This is a genomic window from Deinococcus apachensis DSM 19763, assembly GCF_000381345.1.
In the GTDB taxonomy this organism is placed as follows: domain Bacteria; phylum Deinococcota; class Deinococci; order Deinococcales; family Deinococcaceae; genus Deinococcus; species Deinococcus apachensis.
The window spans coordinates 17705-39198 of the sequence record NZ_KB906420.1 but is presented as its reverse complement, the minus strand read 5'-3'; the positions used below and the strand labels follow the sequence as shown (position 1 = coordinate 39198).

Here is a 21494-nt window from a genome sequence, read left to right as displayed (position 1 = left end):
TGACAGATCAAAGTTGACGACCCATTAATGGGCTGTCAGGAAAGGTGTGTCAAAACGGATTGGAATTGGAACGCTGTTTTAAACATCCTCCAGATAGCAAAGTGGCAGACCAAAGTTGACGCCCAACTGAGTGAGTGCCGTTCATTCACCAACCCTCCGCTCGTGACGTTGGACCGTCCAGCAGTTTGAGCGCCTACACAGGCTGACGCCAGCTCACCACTCAGCCCCACGGCATCCTCCACCCATCCCCTACGGGCGTAAGGTGAGGCCATGTCTCTGACGAACCGCGACTGGCTGCCCTCCCCGTCCCAGCCCAAGAGGACCAGATGACCGGCTGGCCTGTCCAGCAGGGCGTGTTCGAACTGGGTGACCTCCACGTTGAGCGCGGCGGCGTCATCCGGGGAGCTCGGCTGGCCTGGCAGACCCACGGCACCCTCAACGCCGCCCGGGACAACGTCATCGTCTATCCCTGCAGCTACACCGCCACCCACGACGGCCAGAGCTGGCTGATCGGTCCGGACGGCGTGCTCGACCCCGAGCAGTGGTTCATCGTCATTCCCGACATGTTCTCCAACGGGCTCTCCTCGGGCGCGGCCGACACCCCTGACTACCCCGAGGTGGTCACGCTGCGCGACAACGTGCTCGCGCAATCCCGGCTGCTCCGGGAGGTCTTCGGGGTGGAGCAGGTCGCCGCGGTTTACGGCTTCTCGATGGGGGCGATGCAGGCGTACCACTGGGCCGCCCTGTTTCCCGAGCGGGTCGAGCGGGCCATCGTGGTGTGCGGGAGTGCCCGCACCGCCCTGCACAACCGGGTGTTTCTCTCCGGGCTGCTCAGGACGCTGGAGGTCGCCCCCGAGCACCTCGGCCACGGCCGCTTTTCGGCAGAGCCCCGGGCGGCCTTGCGGGCGTTCGCGCATATCTACGCGGGGTGGGGATTGAGCCAGGACTTCTACCGCGCGGAGCTCTTCCGCACGGTCCTAGGCTTCCCGGACTTGGAGTCGTACCTGCGGGCGGACTGGGAGGAGGGGTTCGCTTCTTACCGGGCGGCGAACCTCTACGCGCAGGCGATGAGTTGGATGCATGGGGACATCAGTGCGAATGAGCGGTACGGCGAGGACCTGAACCGGGCGCTGGCGGCGATTCGGGCGCGGGTACTGCTGATGCCGGGGGAGACCGACCTGTACTTCCGGGTGGCGGACAACGCGGCGGAGTTGCCGCACCTGAGAGCGGGGGAACTGCGGCCCATTCCCAGCATCTGGGGGCACCGGGCGGGGAGTCCGGCGGGTCTGCCGGAGGAACTGGCCTTCCTCAAGAGCGCCGTACGCGCCTGGCTCGCGGATGGAGGAGTTGGAGCAACTTAACCTCAACGAGGGACATGAGCCCATCATGCCGCCTGCTCAGCGGTTGTTCCCCGCCTTCTGTGCCAGGCGGAGGACCTGACTCAAAGCTGTACCATCGCTCGGGCGGCGTCCTTGAGGAGACGATCCGACGTCCAACCGAGGGCCCCCTTAGCTGGGCGCGAACGTGACGGGAGCGGGGTTCACGCCTGCGCGACGTCCACCCACGTCCCCGTGGATGACGAGCGCTCCCAGGCGTCCAGGACGGCCTGGATACGAACGCCCATGGTGAAGTCCACCAAGTCCCCGGGTCCACCACGCACACGGCTCACCAGCGCCCGCACCAGCCGTGCCCCTGAGGGCACCCGTGCTCCCTCGACCGGCACGCCTTCAAGCGGTGCCTGCCCCGACGCCGCCACCGGCGAAGCCCAGTTCACCAGACCAGCGGTGCCCCTGGAGCCGTACACTGTGAGACTCACCTGTTCCGGGCGCGGCACGTTCGTCAGGCACGACACGACGATCAGGGGCCCATCCACGAGCTCGAGCGTGCCGAGCGCGGCAATCTCACATGCTGCCAGGTCGTCCACAGGGTACTCGGCGTGAGTCCACACCCGCTTGACTGGGCCGAGTGTGGTCAGGATGACATGCAGCAGGTGCGGGCCGACCTCTCGGATCGGTCCGCCCTGTTCCCGCCCGCCAATCCAGGGATTTTGCTGCCACCCTCGCGGCCACTGCGGAAACACCAGCGTCAACTCCGCGCGGCGGAGTACCCCGAGACTGCCATCCCCGACGAGACGGCGAAACGTCTCGATCCCAGGGTCGGCGTGCAGAGGCAGGTTCAACGCGTGAACGACGCCTGCCGCCTGCGCCGCGCGCTGCATGTCCTGCGCTTCGGCCAGCGTGAGCGCGAGCGGTTTCTCGCACAGAATGTGCTTGCCTGCCGTGATGACATCCAGGGCGATGGCGTGATGATGCCGAGGCGGCACGGCCACGTACACGAGATCCAGGTCGACCGCGTCGAGCATCCGGCGGTAGTCGGTCCAGGCGGAGGCCGCGAGTGGGCGGGCGGTCCTTTCAGCGAGGGAGGCGTCCACATCGCACACTGCGGTGACCTGCACCTCGGGCTCGGCCGTGAAAGCCTTCAGTAAGCTCTGACCGATGGCACCGAGGCCGATCACGCCGACTCGAACAGGGCTGGTCATCTGGTCCTCCGCTCATTCCCGGAACGCAGCTCGCCCGCTAAGCCGTCTTGCTTCGCGATCCAGGTGTCTGGCAGCAGTCCTGGTCTCACACTCCGGTCTACATGAACGGGCTGTCCTGCCTCGTTCTGAAGGACATCGTCCTCGTTCGGGCAGAGTTGCGGGTCCCGTATCGTGATCTGGAACGTTTCGGTCATTTGGTCCTGCCCTGCAGTCATGTGGTTCACCTCTGCGATGTGTTGTGGCACGTTCTCCCTCACCCAGTTCCTGAGGCCCACTCCGGAAGCCCCATCCCGTGGGAATGGGCGGAGCGCTGTTTTCAGTTCGTGGCTAGCATAGGGCAGTGATTCGCGAGCAGCTCCTCTCCCCCACTCCCCTGGAACTGACTGCGTTCCTGCTCCGGCACACTCGCACCCGGGACTGCCTAGTCCAGGTCGCCGGACTGGCCGAGGTCACTTATCACGGACGTGCAGCGAGCACGGCGGACGTTGGCGCTTACCTGGTCCTCCTCAAGCGCGACAGCAGCGTTCAGATTCACGCCCCGAAAGGCGTCAAGCCCATGAACTGGCAACCCCGGACGGACGAGATCACCGCCCTCGTCGAGGATGACCGTGCCGTCCTGCTCGCTTCGCGCCGCAGCCCGACCGAACTCGTTCGCGTCGTCTTCCTGGAACCTCATCTCGCCCAAGCCCTGGAACTCACCGAGGAAGCAGGATTCACTCTCCGGCTCCGAAGCCCAGATGCAGGCCATGCTCGCCCGGCAACCGGAACTCATCGAACCCGGGCTCAAGGTGCTGGACCGGGAGCTCCTGGTGGAATCCGGGGGCATTGACCTATACGCACAGGACGCACAGGGCGCTTTGTGGTCGTGGAGCTCAAGCGGGGGAAAGCGACCCAGGATGCGGTCTCGCAACTCGCACGGTACGTGCAGTCCGTGCAGCGGATCGTGGGAATAGAGGTGGTCAGGGGCATTCTGGCGGCCCCAGCGATTACGGGTCCCGCCCGGCTCCAGTTGGAAGGACGGGGCTTCGAGTTCCGGGAAGTGCAGGCGTTCGGCGTGCCTGATACGCCTGACACTCAGCAGTCCTTATTCGACGACCACTGGTGAAGGGCCAGGCAAGCTTGGAGGTCGATAAGCGCCCTGTTTGCGGCGGCTTTGAGTCAGGCGCTCCGCTCAACCTGCAGGCCCATGGCCCGGAGCAGGACGGGTTCAAGGCCGAGTCCAGGTATACCCGAGCGAGAAGCGCCCCTGATGGTGTCCACGATCGATGTGCCCTGTTCGTCCTGGGTCACCCGGCAAAGTAGCGCACGAAACGAATGCACGCGTGCCACCGTGGGGCATGAAACGAACGCTCCTGTTCGGCGCGGCCTCCGTCCTGTTCATGCTGTTCGCGCCCGCGCAGGCTCACCGGGACGGCTGCCACCGCTGACATTCCTGCCCGAGCGACCACGGCACGTACGTCTGCGGCGACCTCGGGTACACCAGCGGGTGCCCCAAGAGCGAGCAGGCCCAGCCCGTCGCAGCGCCCGTCACGGCCGCAGCACCCCCTGTCGACGGGACCACCCGCCATACGACCACCAACCTCAACCTGCGCGCGGGCCCCTCCGCGAAGTCAGCCAAGGTGGCGACACTGCCCTCGGGGACCGCGGTCCGTCTGTTGTCCTGCGCGTCGGGCTGGTGCCGTATGCAGTGGAACGGGCGCAGCGGGTACGCGTCACAGGAGTACCTCCGTTAAGCCGACGAGCCACCTGTCGGGTTGCCAGAAGCCACGCGTTCGTTACCGGTCAACGTGGCCACGCATCTCCCGCCACCCGCTGAGCCCACTCCGGGGCCTCCCGCAGGAACTCCGTCAGGGCCGCATGCCAGCGCCGCAGGGCCTCCAGACCCTGGGCCAGTTCCGGCCCCGAGACGTCCTTTCCCGGGGCGACCCCTGGCCTGCCCGATAGCAACTGGGACAGCGGCAGGGCAGCGGCCTCGCGCTGGTCGTCGTAGAGGTGCGTGTACACCTGCAAGGTAAACGCCACGTTCCGGTGCCCTAGACGATCAGACACCACCTTGGGCGGCACGCCCCGGCGGATCAGTAGGCTCGCCACCGTATGCCGCAGGTCGTGAAACCGGATCCGAGGGACCCCCGCCTCCTGGAGCAGCGCCTCGAAGGTGCGCTGCAGGTGGCGCTGCTCCACATGGTTGCCGGACGCGGCCGTGAACACCGGGGCGGTCTTCTGCGGGGCCTGTCCCGCGTGATGCTCCCGTTGCCAGTGGAGGTGTAGCGTCTCCAGGACGTCTTGGGCGAGGACGACCCGCCGATGGGAAGCCCGGGTCTTCGGTTCGCCTGTTACGTCGCGGCTCCGCTCGTCCTTTATCAGGCTGCGCCGCACGGTGAGCGCCCGTCCCCCGAAGTCGAGATCCTCCCGGGTCAGCGCGAGGAGTTCCCCCGGCGCAGCCCCGTGCTCAGGGCGAGCGTGAACAGCGGCCCCAGGCGATGCCCGGCCGCCACCTCCAGGAAGCGCCTGGCCTGCTGCGGCGTCCAGACCGTCATCTCCTCCCGCTCGACCCGGGGCTTGTCCACGTGCTCCGCCACGTTCACGGGGAGGAGTTGCCAGCGGACCGCCTGCCTCAGGGCCATCCGCAGCAGGTGCAGCGCCCGTCCGGTAGCACGTGGACCATGGGTCGGGCACAGGGCATCGACGAGCGTCTGGATGTCCAGTACGGTCAGACCCGTCAGCTCCCTTTCTCCCAATGGCCCGTCGACCGGGCGCAATCCCGCCACGTACATCCGGTAGGTGGAGGGCCGCACGCTCCGCCGCTTGTGCTCCAGCCAGCGGCCCAGGTAGGCGCTGAGCGAGTCCGGGCCTGCGGTCACGGTCCAGGCCACCTCCTGGGCCGTTCGGGGCCGGACTGATCTCCCCTTGGGGAGGGAACGGATCAGGTGCCTGAACGCCCGCTCCGCCTGCTCCCGGGTCTTGCGGCAGACCGACTTGCGGCGGCGCACCCCCGTCTCCGGATCCTGGTAGCTCGCCAAGCCACGCCAGCTCACCACCTGGCCATTGAGAATGATCGGGTGGACCGTTCCCTCTCCCTGTCGCCTTCGAATCGCCATGACAGGAACTGTCCCAGACCCACTTGAGGTGGCGTCGGGAACAGGATCAAGCCCGCGGTGACGGTTCGGCATCCAGTGTTCACCGCGCTGGTCCGGATGCCCACGGCAGCGCTCTTCCTCGCTCAGGCGATGGTGGCGCGGCCCAGCCCCGTCACCGCTCCCACCTGGGGAGCAACAGGCGGGATGATACCTCTCGTCCTCCACGCACAGCAGATTCCCCCCAACCAGGCTTGGAGCCCCGCTCTGCAGCCCGTGATCTGCCCCCTTAGACGAGTTGCTCCGCGGGCCTGCCAGGAGTGCCGCGTCGCCTGCTCATTGATGGTAAGGTACTGCTTCAAGGTCGAAGCCTTTCTGGGGCAAAGACTTCGGCGTGGTGAGGTCCGCGGCTCAACGCGCGAGGCGGAGCAGGTCAGCGGGGGCTGACGAGGCGGGGACGGGCTGTCACATCGTTCTGAGAAGCACCACGAGCCGCTCGACCGCTCAGAACGATGCGGCCGGTCGGGGCTCCACCCTGGCGGGCACTGCGGGCCGGATGGTTCTTGGTCGTGCTTGTCGCGCGATGGTGGTCTCGTCGTCCTCGTGACGCACGACCTGCTGGAGGAGCGTCACGAGGGCGCTCAGCAGCAGGTGCAGTTCCACCCAGTTCGGTAGGCCCGTCAGGGCACGAAGGGCGCGCAGGCGGGCGAAGTCGAAGACCCTGAGCCCACGGATGGAGCCGCGGTCGAACATCCGGGAAATGTGCCCGAAGACGTTCTCGACCTCGGCATTCCTGGCGTCCTTGCAACGCACCGCGGCATGACCGCCCTTGGCGCGGGCGAGGTAGGGGTGGGAGGAGCGGGAGAAGGAAGTCATAGGGGGAAATGAACCCGGAGGGGCCGTGACAAGCAGCATAGGAGGTCCGGTGTTCCCTTCATGCACACAAGCGTGTTTGCTCAGTCCCGGTCGTCCTAGGCCAGCATCCACCTGGGCGTCGCGCTGTCGTCAAAGTCAGCTGCGTCGCGCGAACACGTGCGCTACAACGGGCGGCGTGTCCGCGCTCACCCGCTCTCCTTATCGTCCTTGGGCCTACAGTCCCTGGCCCTTCTTCCTGCTCACCTACCTGTTCTCCTGGACCTGCTTCGGCATCGTCCTCGCCCTGCGCCAGCCCGTGTCCTTCACTCCACCCTCCCCTGCACTGCTGCTCAGCGTCCTGGGCGATTTCGGCCCCTTCGTTGCCGCCACCCTCCTCACCACTCTCGCCTCGGGAAGGCAGGGCCTGCGCGCCCTGCTCGTCCAGCTCAAGCCCGCCCGCCTGCCCCTGCCCGTCGTGCTCGTCTCCGCCCTCAGCGTGCCGCTGCTCGTGACAGCAGCCAATCTGCTCAGCCTGGCCAGTGGTGGGGCCGCCCCCCGACACTGGCTGCACGCGAACACCGGCACGCTGGTGCTGCTGTTCGCGTTCGTGCTGTTCGGCGTGGCGGAGCAAACCGGGTGGCGGGGGTACGCCCAACCGCGCCTGAATGCCCGCTACGGGCCGCTGGTGACCAGCGTGGTGCTGGGAGTGCTGTGGGCCACCTGGCACTTGCCACTGTTCTGGGTGACAGGTTCCGGGCAGTACGGGCAGGCGTTCGCGCCGTATGTGCTGGAGGTGGTGGGGTGGTCGTTCCTGATGTCGTGGGTGTGGGAGCGCGGCGGGGGGAGGGTGCTGCCGTGCGTGCTGCTGCACTTTTCGATCAATGTCACGGCGGTGACGCTGGGGACGGGGGCGGACAGCGCGGAGTGGCGCAGCGAGTTGTGGGGGGTGCTGATGGTGGCGTTGGCCTGGGTGTTCAGACGGTCGCCTCAGGCTAGCTTGGCTCATAGAGATTGACCGGTAACGCATGGGGCGGGCAGGGGGCGAACTGCTCGGCACACTCAGGGGCAGCGGACTCTCGGCGCACGCGCCGATCAGGAAGTTCACGAGGATGCACCGCAGCCCCGGTGCGCCACCCTTATGCCGTCGCGCAGCGCGCTAGCGGAACGCTTCTGATGCGCAAGAACCATGGGAAGGTGCCATAAACCAGCCCCGGCTGTTTGCCGGGGGCATGGTCTGACGTGAGGTTACTTCTTGCTGCGGGTACCCCGCTTAGGCTTGGCTTTCGCCGTCCCAGTTTTGCGAGCGTTGCCCAGTGCCTAGCCCTTTTCGAAGCTGTTCTGCAACTTCCGGCAGGTCTCCTCGGCCAGCGCCTTGAAATCCACCGCCCCGGACTCGATGTTCTCCACCGTCACCTTGGGCTTCGCACTGCCGCCGCGGGCAGACCGAGCCAATTCGGTGTCGATGTTGCCAAACCACTCCTCAAGGTTTGGCGTCCCGGAATCGCCCGTACTCCTCGCGGGTCACGCCCAAGCGGGGGTCGTAGGGCAGCGGCTCTCCGGGCCTGGCGTCGCGAAGCTGTTCCAGGTTCCACTCGAGGTTCTCCCGGGCGGCGGCCAGCATCCGGCGGCCGATGTCCAGGATGTCCGGGGCGTACACGGAGCCGAGTAACTCGACGGGAACGGCGTTTGCTCGACCTCGGGGCCAACGGGCAGGACGGTTCGCTGGCTGCCGCCCTCACCCTACCGAGCATTCGCCGCCCAGTCCCCCTGCACCTTCAGGGTCACCACCAGGCTGTAGGCCCACGCTCGCGCCTCCCCTCGGCCTGGTCCGGCAGAAGGGCACGGTGGGCGTGAGGGGGGGCTCAAGGACCGCAGTGTCCCCCCTCACGTCCAAGGCCTAAACTGAAAGCATGACCTCGTGCCTTCCCACCGTCGGTCCGGGTCGTGGGCCATCGATGCCCTGACGCTGGCCCGCACCCGGGCGGCTCACCTGCGGCAGCTCGCCGAAACGCTCTCCCCGATCTTCGACCCTCTTTTGGTCGTGGACACGCTGTTGCGGCCGTTTTCCCCGCTGTTTCCCACCGCCCGCGGCAGCGTCAGTCTGCTGGACTGGGACCAGATGGTGGTCGAACAGGTCCGGCCCCTGGGCGAGGCTGACGTGCAGTTCGAGGTTGCCCCCCGGTGTTCGCTGAGCACCCAGCATCCCTGGTGCCTGGCCGCCGGGACAGGCCAGGCCCTCTTTACCTCCCGTGGGCAGGACCTCCCGCCCCTGCTCGCCCCGGCTCACCCGGTGGAACCGCCGGACGCCCCGTTCGCCCTGGCCGTGGTGCCCCTGCCCGGTCGTCAGCGGGCCCACGGGATGCTCACGCTGGAACGCCCGGCGAGCACACCTTCGACCACGACGAGCAGGCCTTCCTGCTCTCCCTGGCCGCGTTGGCGGGGCAGGCGCTCGATCGCGCGGTCCTGACCCATCAGCAGCGGGCCCTGCGCGAGACGCTGGAGGAACGCAACATCGAGTTGCGCGGCGACACCCACATGCTGTCCCACAACCTGGGCGAACCCGTGCAGCGGCTGTGGAATGTCCTCAAGCTGGTCGATGGGCCGCTCGGCGCGCAGCTCGACCCCCGGGCCCGCCGCCTGTTCGAGCTGGCCCGGCGGGAAGCCGAGCAGCTCACCGAACGGGTCTCGGCATTGCGGCCGCTGGCCCACATCGAGGGCCAGGCGCTGCGCCTCCAGACCCTGGACCTGAACGTCCTGCTGGTGCAGGTGCGGCACGACCTCGAACCGCTCACCCGTGAGCGCCGGGTGCGGTGGGACGCCCAGCCGCTCCCCAGGATTCAGGGGGACGCCCTGCTGATGTGGCAGGTGCTGATGGAACTGCTCGCCTTCACCGTGGAGGATGCCTGGGAGGCGCAGCCGCCGGTGATCCGGGTGGAGGCGCACCACGAAGACGAGCAGGTGGTGCTCTGCCTCCAGGGCAACGGGCAGGGATTCCCGGAGGCGCTCAGTGAACGGGTGTTTGAGGTGCTCGACCACTCGGTGCCCCGGAACACGGCGTTCGGTGGGCTGGGGCTCTCCAACGTGCGCCGGGCTCTCGGGCGACAGGGGGGTCGGGTGCGGGCGGAAGGTCGCCCGGGGGAGGGCGTGCTGTTCCGGGTCACCCTGCCGCGGGCTGAGAAGGGCTGAGCGCCGGGGCGCGCCCGAGAAGCCCGCCTGATGCTGGAACGGACCGTTCCGCCTGGGCCCACGCTTTACCCGGGCAGTCCTGACGCCTGGTCACCTGCCCGGTCTGCCCCGTGCGGTCGCCGGGGCAAGCCGGGAAACGTTCTCAACGCCCCCAGAACCGGAGGCTGGAGCGCGAGGTCTGAAGGGGCCCGACCGCACGGGCGTGGGTCTGCTCCGTCGCGTGGCCTGAGCACGGAGGTGGGCCGCACCCTTCCCAGCCGCCGTGCATACGGAGCAGCGCGCCATTCCTGCCGCATCTCCAAGCGGCCCTTGCGCGGCGGCTGGAGGCCGAGCAGCAGCACCTCCGGTTTCGGTCCCTGCTGCTCCGGCGGGAAGGCCAGCGCGTCCACATGACCCCTCCTCACGCGTTCGTCATCCGCCCCGTTCCCGCACGCTCACGGGCGGCGTCCACCAAGCCCTCCCCAGCATCACCTCACGGCCGCGAGCGTAACCTGGGGGCATGCTTCCCCACCGGCTCATCGTGATCGGCGCGTCCGCTGGGGGCACGCAACCCCTGATCGACCTCGCCGCCGAGTTGCCCGCCGACTTTCCCGCCGCGGTCTGCATCGTCACGCACATCCCCGCGCACAGCCCCAGCCACCTGCCCCAGATTCTGACGGGCGCCGGTCCCCTCCCCGCCTCCCACCCGCGCGACGGCGAGCCCATCCGGCCCGGACGCCTCTACTGCGCCCCGCCCGACCGTCACCTGCTCGTCGAGGATGGGCACCTCTCGGTCAAGCAGGGCCCCAAGGAGAACCGCTCCCGGCCCGCCATCGACACCCTGTTCCGTTCCGCCGGGTACAGCGAGGGTCCGGGCGCCATCGGCGTGGTGCTTTCGGGCATGCTCGACGACGGCACCTCCGGCCTGTGGACCATCAAGCGCTTCGGCGGCACGGCGATCGTGCAGGACCCCGCAGACGCCGAGTACGACTCCATGCCGCTCAGCGCCATGACTCAGGTCAAGGTGGACCACATCGTCCGCGCCGCCGATCTCAGCGCGCTGCTCGTGCGCCTCGCCCCGGAACCCGTTCGGGGCCCGTGGGAGCTCACCGTCAGCGACGACGAACGCCGCCGGGTCGAGATCGAGGTCAGCATCGCGGGGCGTGTCAACGCCTTCCGCAAGGGGGTCATGGACTTCGGCCAGGTCACCCCGCAGACCTGCCCGGAGTGCGGCGGGGTGCTGGTGCAGATCCGGGAGGGCGGGTTCACCCGCTACCGCTGCCACACCGGGCATGCCTACACCGGGGACGCGCTGCTGGCCGCCGTGACCGAGCACGTCGAGGAGACGCTGTGGCAGACCATGCGCACCCTGGAGGAAACCACCATGCTGCTGGAGAACACTGGCCGCGAATTCCAGGCGAACGGGAACGTCCGGCTCGCGCGGGCGTATGAGCGCCGGGCCCGCGAACTGGAGTCCCGCAGCCGCGTATTCTTCGAGGCCATCACGCACAACGAGACGTTGAGTGCGGCCCGCCTCAAACAGAACGACGGGGAGTGAGGGGGGACCGGGAGCGCCGCGGGGCGGGTCAGTGTTCCGCTTCCCTCGCGTCCCCCGTGAAGTCCCCGCCTTCCTGAGCGGCCGCCTGGAGGACCTTCGTGATGTTCTCCAGCGTCATGAGGTGGACCGCCTGCATCCCGTCCGAGTTCAGCACCGGCCACGCCTCCACCTTCGTCTTCTGCACGCCTACCCCCGGCACGTCGAGGTCCATGACGTACTGGGTCAGCGGTTCGTCCGTCAGGACCATGTCCTTGAGCTTCTCCCGCAGTTCCCAGAGGTCGAGCTGACGGCTGCCCAGGTCGTGCAGCCGCTGCCCCCGGACCTGCTCGGGAGAAACACGCAGCAGGTCATGCAGTGCCCGGTTGGCCGTGATCACTCGCAGGTCGTCGTCGAAGACGACCATCGGGATGATGATGCTGTTCAGCAGTGATTCCGAGTACAGCTCCGACTGGTCGAGCCTCGTTTCGAGGGACTTCACCGCGTCGATGTTGGTCAGCGCGATGACGACCCCGTCGATGAAGTTGTCGGACGTGCGGTACGGGCTCACGCGCATCAGGTACCAGTGGTCGTCCTGAGCCCGCACCTGCGTCTCCAGCGGCAGGAGCGTGTCGAGCACCTCCCGGACGCACCGCTCGAAATCCACGTCGTGCAGCCGCACGCTGATGTCCCCGATGGGCCGCCCCACGTCCGTGGGGATCAGGTTCATGACCCGGGTAATCTGGGACGTGAACCGCTTGATGCGCAGGTCGTTGCCCAGGAAGAGGGTGGCGATGCCCGCGCTCTCCAGCAGGTTCTTCATGTCGTCCTGCGCCTGCGCGAGGTTGTGGATGACCCCCTGGTTCTCGGCGTTCGTGGTGAGGAGTTCCTCGTTGACGGACTGGAGTTCCTCCTTGGAGGTCAGCAGTTCCTCGTTGGAGCTCTTGAGTTCCTCGATGGTCGTCTGGTACTCCTCGTTGGTGGCGCGCAGTTCCTCGGTGGAGATGACGTTCTCCTCCAGGGTCACCTGCACGGTCTCGCGCAGGTGGTGGAGTTCCCGTGTCAGGGCCTGGACCTGATCCACCTGCTCGGGCGTGATTTCTGCGCTTCCGTCCGAGGGACGTTCCTGAAACACGATCAGGAGCGTGTCCCCTTCCTCCCGCGCGTCCGGGGGGCGGATGGGCTGCACCGTCACGTCCAGCACCAACGGCGCCTCGCCCTCCTCGTGCCGCACGTCGCGCAGGGTGACCGGGCGCCCCTCCCGGACCACGCGGCGCAGGGCGGAGGCCAGCTCGAAGCGCAGCCCGTCGCGGGTCATGTCGAGGACGTTGTTCGCGCCGCTCGCGCCGGACGGCAGTTCCAGGTAACGGCTGGTGCGGCCCTGCACGTGCAGGATGTCCCCCTGCGCGTTCACCACCACGGCCGGGGGGGCGTACTGCGCCAGCAGGAGGCGCTGCACGTGCTGCGGCAGGTCGCCCCCACGGGTCGGGCGGCGGTCACGCGAAAGCGAAGCGGGGAGCCCCGGCCCGCGCGCGCCGCTGACCATCGGTCCGACGGGCAGGGGCCCCGCCGCCCCCGGTCCACGCCGGTAGAGCTTCCAGCGGGTGTCGAGGGCCTCGAAGCGCTCGTCGGACGGGGGGATGGTCTCGCTGGCGCCCAGGAACAGCAGCCCGCCGGGTTGCAGGACGTAGTGGAACACCTCCATGATCTGCTGTTGCAATTCCGCGTTCAGGTAGATCAGCATGTTGCGGCAGCACACCAGGTCCAGCCGGGTGAAGGGCGGGTCGCCGAAGGTGTTGTGGCGGGCGAAGACGATGGTGTCGCGGATCCGGCTGCCCACCTGGTACCCGCCCTCGGCCGGGGTGAAGTACCGCCGCAGCCGCTCGGGCGTCACGTTCTGCTCGATGCTGCGCGGGTACAGCCCCAGGCGCGCCTTCTCGATGGAGCGCGGGTCGATGTCGGTGGCGAACACCTGCACGGCGTCCGGTCCCTGCCACCCGGGTTCCTGGGTGAGTTCGTGCAGCACGATGGCGACGCTGTACGCCTCCTCGCCGCTGGCGCACCCCACGACCCAGGCGCGGATCGGCTCCCCGTCCCGCCCCTCACGGGTGAGAGACGTACGCAGGTGATCCTGAAGGCGGTCAAAGGCCTCCGGGTCGCGGAAGAAGCTGGTGACGTTGATGGTGAGGTCGTCGAACAGCGCGTCCAGCTCGTCCGGGAACTGCTGGAGGTACGCGAGGTACCCGGCGAGGGTCCCCAGGCGGAGGCCCTTCATGCGCCGGTCGATGCGGCGCAGCAGGGTCGCCGTCTTGTACCGGCTGAAGTCCTGCCCGCTGCGCTCCCTCACGAGCCCCAGCACCTTCTGGAGTTCGGTACTGGAGGCGGCCCCCGGGTCGCTTTGCAGCAGGCGCTCCTGTGTGAGGAGCCCGTGCAGATGGGCCGCGAGTTCCTGGGGCGGCAGGACGTGATCGACCACGCCGCTCGTGATGGCGCTTATGGGCATCGCCGGGTAATCGGCGGTGCCCGGGTCCTGCACCAGCACCCGGCCGAAATGCTCCTTGACCGCGCGAACGCCGCGCGCGCCGTCCCTCCCCATGCCCGACAGGATCACCGCGACGGCGCGTTCGCCCTGATCCGCCGCGAGGCTGGCGAGAAAGGCGTCAATGACGTTCCCCTGGGCCGTGTGCAGATCACGCAGGAGCAGGGTGCCGTTCCGGATGGCGAGGCTCACCCCCCCGGGGCTGACGTACACGTGGTCCGGCTCGATGGACAGGCCGTCCTCAGCTTCCAGGACGGGAAGAGACGTGCAGCGGCGCAGCAGGTCCGGCATCAGGTTCTCGCCATTCGGGCTGAGGTGCGGAACCACCACGAAGGCCAGGCCGCCCCCCGGCGGCAACCCCAGGAAGAACCGCTCGTAGCCGTCGAGCGCGCCCGCCGACCCGCCGATGCCGACCACCGCCGAGGGCAGGGTGGGCGTGGAGACGGGTTCGGGCCCGCCAAGTGGGGTCGAACTGGGCGCGGGGTTCTGATCGTCTGGCATGAAATTCCAATCTGGGAGGGCACTGCTGGGGCGCGTGGCACGCGACCGGAGGTGGCAGTCAGGGCGTCCACTCTAGCGCCCGGGGAGAAACAGCAAGGTGCCCGGGAGTGCCGTGCTGCCGAGTTGGAATACGCTGTCCAGTTCATTCGGTGGCGGGCCTTTGGGGAAGTGGGAGCTGATATACTTCCCCCACTTCCCCCGTGCCCGACTTGACTCACAACTCAGAGGAGCCGTATGCTCTCCGTTTTTCCCAGAGGCCCCGATGAGTGACACGAGTGATGAACGAGCCGCCCAGAACCTGCGCGAGGCTGCCGAGCGGCAACTGGAGGACAGGACCCGTCCGGCCCTTCCCCTGCCCGAGACCCCGGAAGTCCTCCGGCACGAGCTATCGGTGCACCAGATCGAGCTGGAGCTTCAGAACGAGGAGCTGACGCAGACCGTCCTGCGGTTGCAGCAGGCGCACGAGAAGTACGTCGGGCTGTACGACTTCGCCCCGGTCGGGTACTTCACCCTGGACGCGGGCGGCGAGATTCGGGAGGCGAACCTGCGCGCGGGCCGCCTGCTGGGGGTGGAGCGGCCCCGGCTGCTGGGACGCCGTTTCGCGCAGTACACGGCGCCCGAGTCCCGCTCGACCCTTGCGGCGCTGCTGCCCCGCCTGCTGGCCAGCGAGGACGGGCTGGTGGCCGAACTGCGGCTGCAACGGGTGGATGGCCGCAGCTTCCCGGTGCGGCTGGAGGGCCAAGCGTACTCGCCGGGAGGGAGCCTGATCGCGGTGACGGACATCACCACCGAGAAGGCGGCTCAGGAGGAACTGCTGCGGCTGAACGAGACGCTGGAGGCGCGGGTCGCGGAACGTCTCACAAAGATTCGTGAACTGAGCGACGAACTCAAGACGGTCGCGCTGGCCGTCTCGGAGGACCTGCTGGCGCCGCTGCACCAGGTCGCGGCGTTGGTGAACTTGCTGCACCGCGACCGCTCCGCGGCGCCCGACCCCCTGGTCAAGCACGCCGATTCCGTGTCCCGTGCGGTGGACCGCATGGAGGAGCTCACGCGGGCGCTGCTGGAGTACACCCGGGCCAGCCAGACGCGCGTTCGGCTCACGCCGCTCGACCTGAACCGCGTGTTTGCCGAGGTTGAGAAGGACCTGCGGCCCCGGATGGAGGGCCGCGCCGTGCAGCTCACCAGCAGCACCCTGCCGACCGTGCTGGCGGACAGCGGCACGATGCAACTGGTGTTCCTCAAGCTGCTGGAGAACGCCCTGAAGTTCACGTCGACCCGGGAGACGGCGCGGATTCACGTGGGTGCCGCGGAGACCGAGTCCGAGTTCATCCTGCGTTTCGAGGACAACGGCGTGGGCTTCAACAACCGTCACAAGGACCGGCTGTTCGGGGTGTTCAAACGCCTGCACCCGGAGTCTGCCTATCCGGGCACGGGCATCGGGCTCGCCATCGTCCGCCGGGCCTGCACCCGGTTCGGGGGGCGCGTGTGGGCGGACGGCCGCCTGGGCGAGGGCGCGACCTTCTTCGTGGCGTGGCCGAAGCAGCCGACCCTGCTGGAGTAGGGCGGCGCGTCCCCGGTCACCATTCCTCGCGCTCCCCGTGCCCCGGGTTGAGCAGGTGGTCCTGCCCGATCTGCCCGGTCCGCAGGGCGTCCTGCCGGACACGGCGCGCGTGCTCCTTCGCCTCGCGGGCTTCCTGCCGGTACGCGTCCGCCCGCTCCGGCTGGCCCGCCTCCTCGTGGTGCTTGGCGAGGTGGTCGAGCAGCATCGCGTCCTCGTCCAGGGTGCGCACCGCGTTCCATAGGCTCGCCTCGACCGACGCCCGCAGTTCGCCCTGAAGGCTCCCGGCGGTGTAGGCGTGCCCGGTGTGGCAGCGGAAGCGCAGCACGTTGCCTTCCCGGAGGCGGATTAGCACGCCGTGGCACTCCGGGCAGGTGAACGTGGAGGGTGAGCCGTGGGTGAGCAGGCCGGATTCGAACGCGTTGTCCTCGCTGGCGATCCCGACCTCCAGTTCGAGTCGCCGCCATTCGTCGTCACTCATCCGGGGGTCCTCCTCGGGGGACGTGGGGTCTTGCAGCAGGCGCTGCACTGTCGGGGCGAGGTTCGGCGCGGGGACCATGGAGTCCACGTGGACGGCCCGCAGTGCGCTCAGGGGCATGTCGCTGTACAGCGCGTCCTCGGGGTGCTGCACGATGGCGCGGCCGCCGAGTTGTTTGACCGTCCACAGGCCGGAGGTGCCGTCGTCGAGCATGCCGCTCAGGAGCACCCCGATCACTCCCGCGCGGTGGGTGTAGGCGGCGGAGCGGAACAGCACGTCGATGGAGGGCCGTGAACGGTTCTCCTTCGGCCCGCGGGACAGCCGGACGTGGTCCTTCCCGACCAGCAGGTGGTGGTCGGGCGGCGCGACGTAGATGCGGCCGGGCCGCAGGCGCTCGCCGTGCCGGGCGTGCCGGGCGGGCAGCGGGCCGCAGCGGCCCAGGATGTCGGGCAGGTGGCTGGGGTAGTCCGGGGAGACGTGGATCACGACGAGGACGGGGGCGGGGAAGTCGCGCGGGAGGTTCGAGGCAAGCCCGCGCAGGGGGTCGAGCGCTCCGGCGGACCCGCCGATCACAACGATAGGAGCAGGGGACATGCGGCCATCGTCGGCGTTGGCGCGGCCCGGTTGGGTGCGCCTTTGCCTCACGAACGTTCAGCCAGGGCACACACGAGCGGAGGAGGCATGAGGGGGCCTCCCCATGGGCACGCACCCTGCCCCACAGGCACAACATCCCAGTCCTGGACGTCAGAGCCTGTCCGCTTCCCACCCCGTCTCCTGCTGGACAGGCCTGACTGCTGACGCCGCCAGCGCCGCACCTCTGTATCCGCTGTTTGATCACTCACCTCGGCGTACCGCAGGGTTGTCTGAAGATGCTGGTGCCCGAGCCGTTTCCGAAGGGTTGCCAGGCTGACGCCCCCGTTGACCAGTTCCGTTGCGTGGCTGTGGCGAAGCTGATGCAGCGTGCAGGTGACCCCGGCACGCTGAGCAATCCCTGCCAGCGTTCCTGCACGCTCTGGTCGCGGAGTGGCCCCCACGCCCGTTCTTGGAGGCCTGGAACAGTGGACCGTGCGTGTACCCCAGGGTTCGCAGGTACCGCCGCCGCAGGTTCACCAGTCTGGGATCATCGAGCAGGACCGTTCGCTTCCGCCCTCCCTTTCCCAGCACCGTAAGGTGTTCGTCCCCCCGGGTGAGGTCCAGGTGTCTTCGACATGAACGTTCAGGACTTCGCCGATTCGCAACCCGGTCTCGAAGACCAGGCGAAACAGCAGGGCGTCCCGGGTCTGCTCGGGGGGAATCTCCGCGAAGATGCGCTCGACCTCTTCCCCCTCCACATCGCCGACGGGCTGTACACCGTCCTTCCCGGGCAGGCAAGCGACCCGCAAGTCCGTCAGCAGGTGCGCCAGGCCCTGCTCGGCTACCTGACCCTCGCCCTGAACGAGCCGCAGTGACCTCCTCCTGCCTTCCGGCAACGCTCCACCAGCGACCCGCCGAGCCGGGGGGAAAGCGCCACGGTGTGACCGGGAACAGACCAACCGCGTGTACCGCCAGGAGCGGGCAGGGGTTCAGACACGCCCCCCCGCTCCCGGGCACGTTCCGGCCTGCCCAGGTCGATACGTGCTCGAAGTGATCGGGAGAGGAGCGCTCCTCTCCCCTCCTCCATGCCGCCTGGTTGCGGTTGAGCGCCAGCGGCATACTCCCAGGTGCTCCTCACGTCCCCTCCGTTACGGGGAACTTTCCAGGTGGCGCCTCACTCCAACGCACGTGCCCGTCCATCTCCCCCGCCGCGTCCGGACGCTCCTGTCCGGGCTGACCCTGCTCACCCCGCCCGGTGCCTTCGCGAGTCCACCGGCCGCCCCCACCTCCTGCCGGGAAGTGGCGTACCTCTCGAACGCACCCGCCCGGGTGGACGCCCGCGCGGACCTGTGCGTGCCGGACGTCCACCACGACGTCGCCGTCCTCCTCGTACGCGGCGGGGGCGGCACGCAGGGCCGCCGCGCGGACCTCACGGCATGGCAGGCGCGCCTGAACCGCGAGGGGTACGTCACCCTGAACGTCGACTACGCCCTCGCCGCCCCCACGGACCCTGGCCCGGTGTTCCCACGCCCGGAGCGGGACGTCAAGGCGGCCGTGCAGTACCTGCGCGTGAACGCCCGCACCCTCGGGGTGGACCCCGCGCGGATCGTGCTGTTCGGCACGTCCGCAGGCGCGCGGCTCGGCGGGGTCCTCCTCACCACCGCGGACGACCCGGCCTTCGCGGGCGAAGGGCGGTACGTGGGCGTCAGCGACCACCTTGACGGCTTCATCGGGTTGTACGGGGGGTACACGGGCGCGCTCGCCGCGCAGGACGCCGCGCGGTACTACGGCGGCCAGCCAGGCAGCGCGGACCCTGGGGTGCGGCGCGCGTATGAACTCGGGGACGCGACGTTGAACGCGGCGCGCGCGACGGGGCCGAGCCTGTTGGTGCACGGGCAGGCGGACACCACCGCGCCACCCCGCCAGTCGCAGCGGTTCCAGGTGGCGCTGGACGCGGCGGGAAAGGACGTGCAGCTCCTACTGGTGCCGGGCGCGGGGCACGGGTTCGACCGGGAGCGGACGCGGGCACGGCCCCTGTCCGCGTCGGGCGAGGTGGTCGCTCGGATGGTGCTGGCGTGGTTGGCGCAGCACTTCCCCACGCCGACGGCTTGGCAACGGCGGACGAACCCTAGACCCCGGCTGCGTGTCCACCGAGGCCACCAGCACCCGCACGGGGGGATACAGGGGCGTGCGGGACAGCAGGATCAGCCACGGCATCGTCACCGCGATCTGCTGGAAGCGGGGAAGCCTCAGCAGGTCACCCAGGCGGTCGTGCTGCTGATGGAACCCTGGGCCGTCCATGACTGGGAAAGAACATTCAAAGGAGAACTTAAGATGAGCCTTCTGGAATTGAAATACGACGGCGGGGGACGCCGCTACCACCTGAACGGCCGCCGGGTGTACTGCGGCACGATCCTCGAGCTGTACATCGGCTGCGGCTGGGTACCAGTCACGTTCGGCATGGACGGCTACCAGCGGCCGGTTGCCCACGTCTTCTCCGGGAACGAGGCCCTGACCCTGCCCCTGCCGGACGAGGTGGCGCTGTGGTGGCTCGACAAGGAGGCCCCGCTGGACCCCCAGGACCCGGAAATGCAACGCCGCTTCAGCGAGCTGGTGGCCCTGGCGGCGCGACCCAGCCATCAGGCCATGGAGGAACGCGAGGCGCTGACCTGCACGGCCTGGGCGTGGATCGTGCAGCAGGAAGAGGCCTGCTCCCGAAGGGGGTAACGCCAGAGCCACGACGAGAACGCCCGACCCCAGGAGAAGAGGTCGGGCGTTCTCGTCCTTCTTCGGCTGCGCGTCCCTGGGAGAGCAGGCCGGGCGAGGGTCGCCAGGCCGCACCCCGTGAGCCGTTCAGTCACCAGCGTTGACTGGGGTGCGGCCGCGCACCCGAACGGCCCGCACGCCCTCGCGCAGCCGTGCCTCACCCGGCTCCCTCACCCGGCGCAGCAGCAGCCAGCTGTTCGCGCGCGCCACCCCCGACAGGGCGAACAACGTGTGGTACCCGGTCCAGGTGAACAGGGAGGTGGTCAGCGGGTGCGCCAGGAACCCGCTCAGGAGCGGACCCGCGATCAACCCGCCCACGCAGCCCGCCAAACCGCTCACCAGGCTGAACATGGCGAAGAAGGCGGTGCGGCCCTCCCTGGGAGCGCTGCCCAACGCCAGGTTGAACAGGGCCGGTCCGATGGCCCCCCACGCGACGGCATCCAGCACTGCGCTGAGCCAGATGAACTCGACCCTTCCGCTCAGCCCGGCCAGAATCCAGCTCCCGGGCAGGCCGACACCGGCCAGGATGGTCCCGAACCGCAGCACCGGTTTGTTCCCGACGTGGTCGGCCACCCGGCCCCACCACCAGCTCGTGACCAGCGCGCAGGAGGACGCGATGGCCGACCAGACCGCGATCTGCGTGAAGGACAGGTGGAGTTGCCCGAGGAAGTACGCGAACACGAACGGGCCCGCCAGCATGACCGAGAAGTGCCAGTGGGTCGAGAAGGCGAGGAACCTGCGGAAGTTGCGGTCCCGCCAGGGAGCGGTGAAGGTCGCGCGCAGGTCCACGCGCTGCCGCGGGATGGGGGGTTCGTCGTGCAGGAGGACCAGGGCCGCGCCGATCAGTGCGCACAGCACGCCCACGCCGAGCACCACCTGAAAGTTCAGGGGGGCGGCGAGGCGGTCGAGGACCACGCCCGCCGCGAGGTTACCGAGCATGCCAACCACCCCGGCCACCCCGGTGCGCATCCCGAAGTAGCGCCCACGTTCCCGGTCGGGCACCACATCGCCCATGAAGGCGCTCCACAGGCTCCCGCAGGCCGCCTGGAACACGGCGGAGACTGCGACGAGCGCGACGAGAACGGGCGTGGCCCAGGCGTGGGGCAGGTTCAGCAGCGGCAAGAGGGCGGCGAGGATCCACAGCCCACGGCCGAGGGCGGCGAACAGGGCACTGAGCGTTTTGCGGGAACCGAAGCGCGCGGCGAGGAGCGCGGCGAAGGGGCTGACGACCTGGGCGAGCATGGGCACGGCGGCCACCAGGGCGAGCTCTTTCGGGCCCGCCCCCAGGTGCAGCAGGTACCCGGTCAGGACGGAGCCGGTCGTCCAGTTGATGAACAGCTGCGTGATGGAGCCTTCCAACGTGGAGAGGCGCATGGTCCGCTGGATGCGAGCAGGGGGAAGGGTGGGGGTGTGGGTCATGAGCATGGGCGTGCAGCGGGGACGATCCGGTGCAAGGCCGCGCATTGTGCCATGCCGCATACAAGATGAAAAGGACATAAACACTTGTTTGTCCTCCCTCATCTCTTTCACCAGGAAGCGCTGGGGGACACCTCTTTATTGGAGGCGGATTGACCTGGAAGAGGCTTTCGTCGCGGCGCTGCGTGGCAGTCTTCCTACCTGGTGTCAAAGTTGGTATCAGATCGAAAAAAGCATTGTTTTGAACCTGGCACAAAAGAATAATCCCCTCCCAGAGGGGATTTTTGGCGCGCCCGAAGAGATTCAAACTCCTGGCCTTCTGATCCGTAGGTAGAAGCCCCCCTGAGTTTCTGGTGCCCCTTGATGCTCTTTGAGGCCCCAAGTTCCGTCCGCAAGCGGCTTTTCTGGCCTACGTGCTGTCCCTTGATCGTCTTCCGGCACCTATTGCGCCTGCCTAGGTAAGGCACGCGCAAGGCATGGGCAGCTCGCCGTGCCT

Annotated in this window: 19 protein-coding genes and 1 pseudogene; 11 read left to right on the top strand and 9 right to left on the bottom strand. The window is 68.5% G+C overall.

The annotated features are described in order from the left end of the window. The first annotated feature begins 326 nt into the window (after nt 1-326). Complete coding sequence (locus tag F784_RS0120105) at nt 327-1361, top strand: alpha/beta fold hydrolase (protein ID WP_019588517.1); 1035 nt, start codon at nt 327-329, stop codon at nt 1359-1361. 179 nt (nt 1362-1540) lie between these two features. Here F784_RS0120105 and F784_RS0120100 read toward each other — a convergent pair whose 3' ends face one another. Further along, nucleotides 1541-2539: a Gfo/Idh/MocA family protein gene (locus tag F784_RS0120100; RefSeq protein WP_019588516.1), complete on the bottom strand. Its 999-nt coding sequence runs from the start codon at nt 2537-2539 to the stop codon at nt 1541-1543. A 340-nt stretch (nt 2540-2879) separates the two neighbouring features. On the opposite strand from F784_RS0120100, the gene F784_RS27715 reads away from it, so the two are divergent. The 3 genes and pseudogenes from F784_RS27715 (at nt 2880) to F784_RS27925 (ending at nt 4272) form a co-directional block, all read left to right on the top strand. Further along, on the top strand, nt 2880-3368 hold the full coding sequence (locus F784_RS27715; RefSeq protein ID WP_342662502.1) for a PDDEXK family nuclease: 489 nt from the start codon (nt 2880-2882) through the stop codon (nt 3366-3368). Beyond that, a pseudogene (locus F784_RS27375) lies at nt 3277-3644 on the top strand (endonuclease NucS domain-containing protein). The gene F784_RS27715 and the pseudogene F784_RS27375 overlap by 92 nt, the downstream one beginning before the upstream one ends. A gap of 481 nt (nt 3645-4125) precedes the next feature. After that, nucleotides 4126-4272, top strand: coding sequence for an SH3 domain-containing protein (locus F784_RS27925; RefSeq protein WP_083939304.1), 147 nt, complete (start codon nt 4126-4128; stop codon nt 4270-4272). Between the two features lie 49 nt (nt 4273-4321). Here the strand turns inward: F784_RS27925 and F784_RS0120080 are convergent, their stop codons facing one another. From F784_RS0120080 to F784_RS0120070, 3 genes are all read right to left on the bottom strand, one after another. Continuing rightward, nucleotides 4322-4915, bottom strand: a complete 594-nt coding sequence (locus F784_RS0120080) for a site-specific integrase (RefSeq protein ID WP_026332615.1) — start codon at nt 4913-4915, stop codon at nt 4322-4324. 38 nt (nt 4916-4953) lie between these two features. Continuing rightward, nucleotides 4954-5559: a site-specific integrase gene (locus F784_RS27370; protein WP_245557968.1), complete on the bottom strand. Its 606-nt coding sequence runs from the start codon at nt 5557-5559 to the stop codon at nt 4954-4956. A gap of 558 nt (nt 5560-6117) precedes the next feature. Next, nucleotides 6118-6489 carry a hypothetical protein gene (locus tag F784_RS0120070; RefSeq protein WP_019588512.1) on the bottom strand — a complete coding sequence of 124 codons (372 nt, stop codon included), beginning with the start codon at nt 6487-6489 and terminating at the stop codon, nt 6118-6120. A gap of 175 nt (nt 6490-6664) precedes the next feature. Here F784_RS0120070 and F784_RS0120065 point away from each other — a divergent pair, with 175 nt between their 5' ends. Next, the gene (locus F784_RS0120065; RefSeq protein ID WP_019588511.1) at nt 6665-7483 is read left to right on the top strand and encodes a CPBP family intramembrane glutamic endopeptidase; all 819 of its coding nucleotides are present in this window, start codon (nt 6665-6667) and stop codon (nt 7481-7483) included. A gap of 465 nt (nt 7484-7948) precedes the next feature. On the opposite strand, the gene F784_RS26450 is transcribed toward F784_RS0120065, so the two are convergent. Beyond that, nucleotides 7949-8125, bottom strand: coding sequence for a hypothetical protein (locus tag F784_RS26450; RefSeq protein WP_019588509.1), 177 nt, complete (start codon nt 8123-8125; stop codon nt 7949-7951). A 261-nt stretch (nt 8126-8386) separates the two neighbouring features. Here F784_RS26450 and F784_RS0120050 point away from each other — a divergent pair, with 261 nt between their 5' ends. From F784_RS0120050 to F784_RS0120040, 3 genes are all read left to right on the top strand, one after another. Beyond that, entirely contained in the window at nt 8387-8935 is a 549-nt protein-coding gene (locus F784_RS0120050; RefSeq protein ID WP_019588508.1) for a hypothetical protein, read from the top strand. After that, nucleotides 8902-9654 carry a sensor histidine kinase gene (locus F784_RS0120045; RefSeq protein ID WP_019588507.1) on the top strand — a complete coding sequence of 251 codons (753 nt, stop codon included), beginning with the start codon at nt 8902-8904 and terminating at the stop codon, nt 9652-9654. Before F784_RS0120050 ends, F784_RS0120045 begins: the two co-directional genes overlap by 34 nt. 499 nt (nt 9655-10153) lie before the next feature. Next, the gene (locus F784_RS0120040; RefSeq protein WP_019588506.1) at nt 10154-11191 is read left to right on the top strand and encodes a chemotaxis protein CheB; all 1038 of its coding nucleotides are present in this window, start codon (nt 10154-10156) and stop codon (nt 11189-11191) included. Between the two features lie 28 nt (nt 11192-11219). Here F784_RS0120040 and F784_RS0120035 read toward each other — a convergent pair whose 3' ends face one another. Further along, entirely contained in the window at nt 11220-14207 is a 2988-nt protein-coding gene (locus tag F784_RS0120035) for a CheR family methyltransferase (protein ID WP_019588505.1), read from the bottom strand. A gap of 262 nt (nt 14208-14469) precedes the next feature. On the opposite strand from F784_RS0120035, the gene F784_RS0120030 reads away from it, so the two are divergent. Continuing rightward, complete coding sequence (locus tag F784_RS0120030; protein WP_019588504.1) at nt 14470-15768, top strand: sensor histidine kinase; 1299 nt, start codon at nt 14470-14472, stop codon at nt 15766-15768. 16 nt (nt 15769-15784) lie between these two features. Here F784_RS0120030 and F784_RS0120025 read toward each other — a convergent pair whose 3' ends face one another. Continuing rightward, nucleotides 15785-16837, bottom strand: coding sequence for a chemotaxis protein CheB (locus F784_RS0120025; RefSeq protein WP_026332612.1), 1053 nt, complete (start codon nt 16835-16837; stop codon nt 15785-15787). Nucleotides 16838-16884: 47 nt separating this feature from the next. Beyond that, nucleotides 16885-17277, bottom strand: a complete 393-nt coding sequence (locus F784_RS27365; protein WP_245557966.1) for a site-specific integrase — start codon at nt 17275-17277, stop codon at nt 16885-16887. A 174-nt stretch (nt 17278-17451) separates the two neighbouring features. On the opposite strand from F784_RS27365, the gene F784_RS26700 reads away from it, so the two are divergent. Then, the gene (locus F784_RS26700; RefSeq protein WP_019588502.1) at nt 17452-17691 is read left to right on the top strand and encodes a hypothetical protein; all 240 of its coding nucleotides are present in this window, start codon (nt 17452-17454) and stop codon (nt 17689-17691) included. A gap of 313 nt (nt 17692-18004) precedes the next feature. Next, nucleotides 18005-19543, top strand: a complete 1539-nt coding sequence (locus F784_RS0120015) for a prolyl oligopeptidase family serine peptidase (protein ID WP_019588501.1) — start codon at nt 18005-18007, stop codon at nt 19541-19543. 126 nt (nt 19544-19669) lie between these two features. On the opposite strand, the gene F784_RS23970 is transcribed toward F784_RS0120015, so the two are convergent. After that, entirely contained in the window at nt 19670-21001 is a 1332-nt protein-coding gene (locus tag F784_RS23970; protein ID WP_245557965.1) for an MFS transporter, read from the bottom strand. Nucleotides 21002-21494 lie beyond the last annotated feature (493 nt).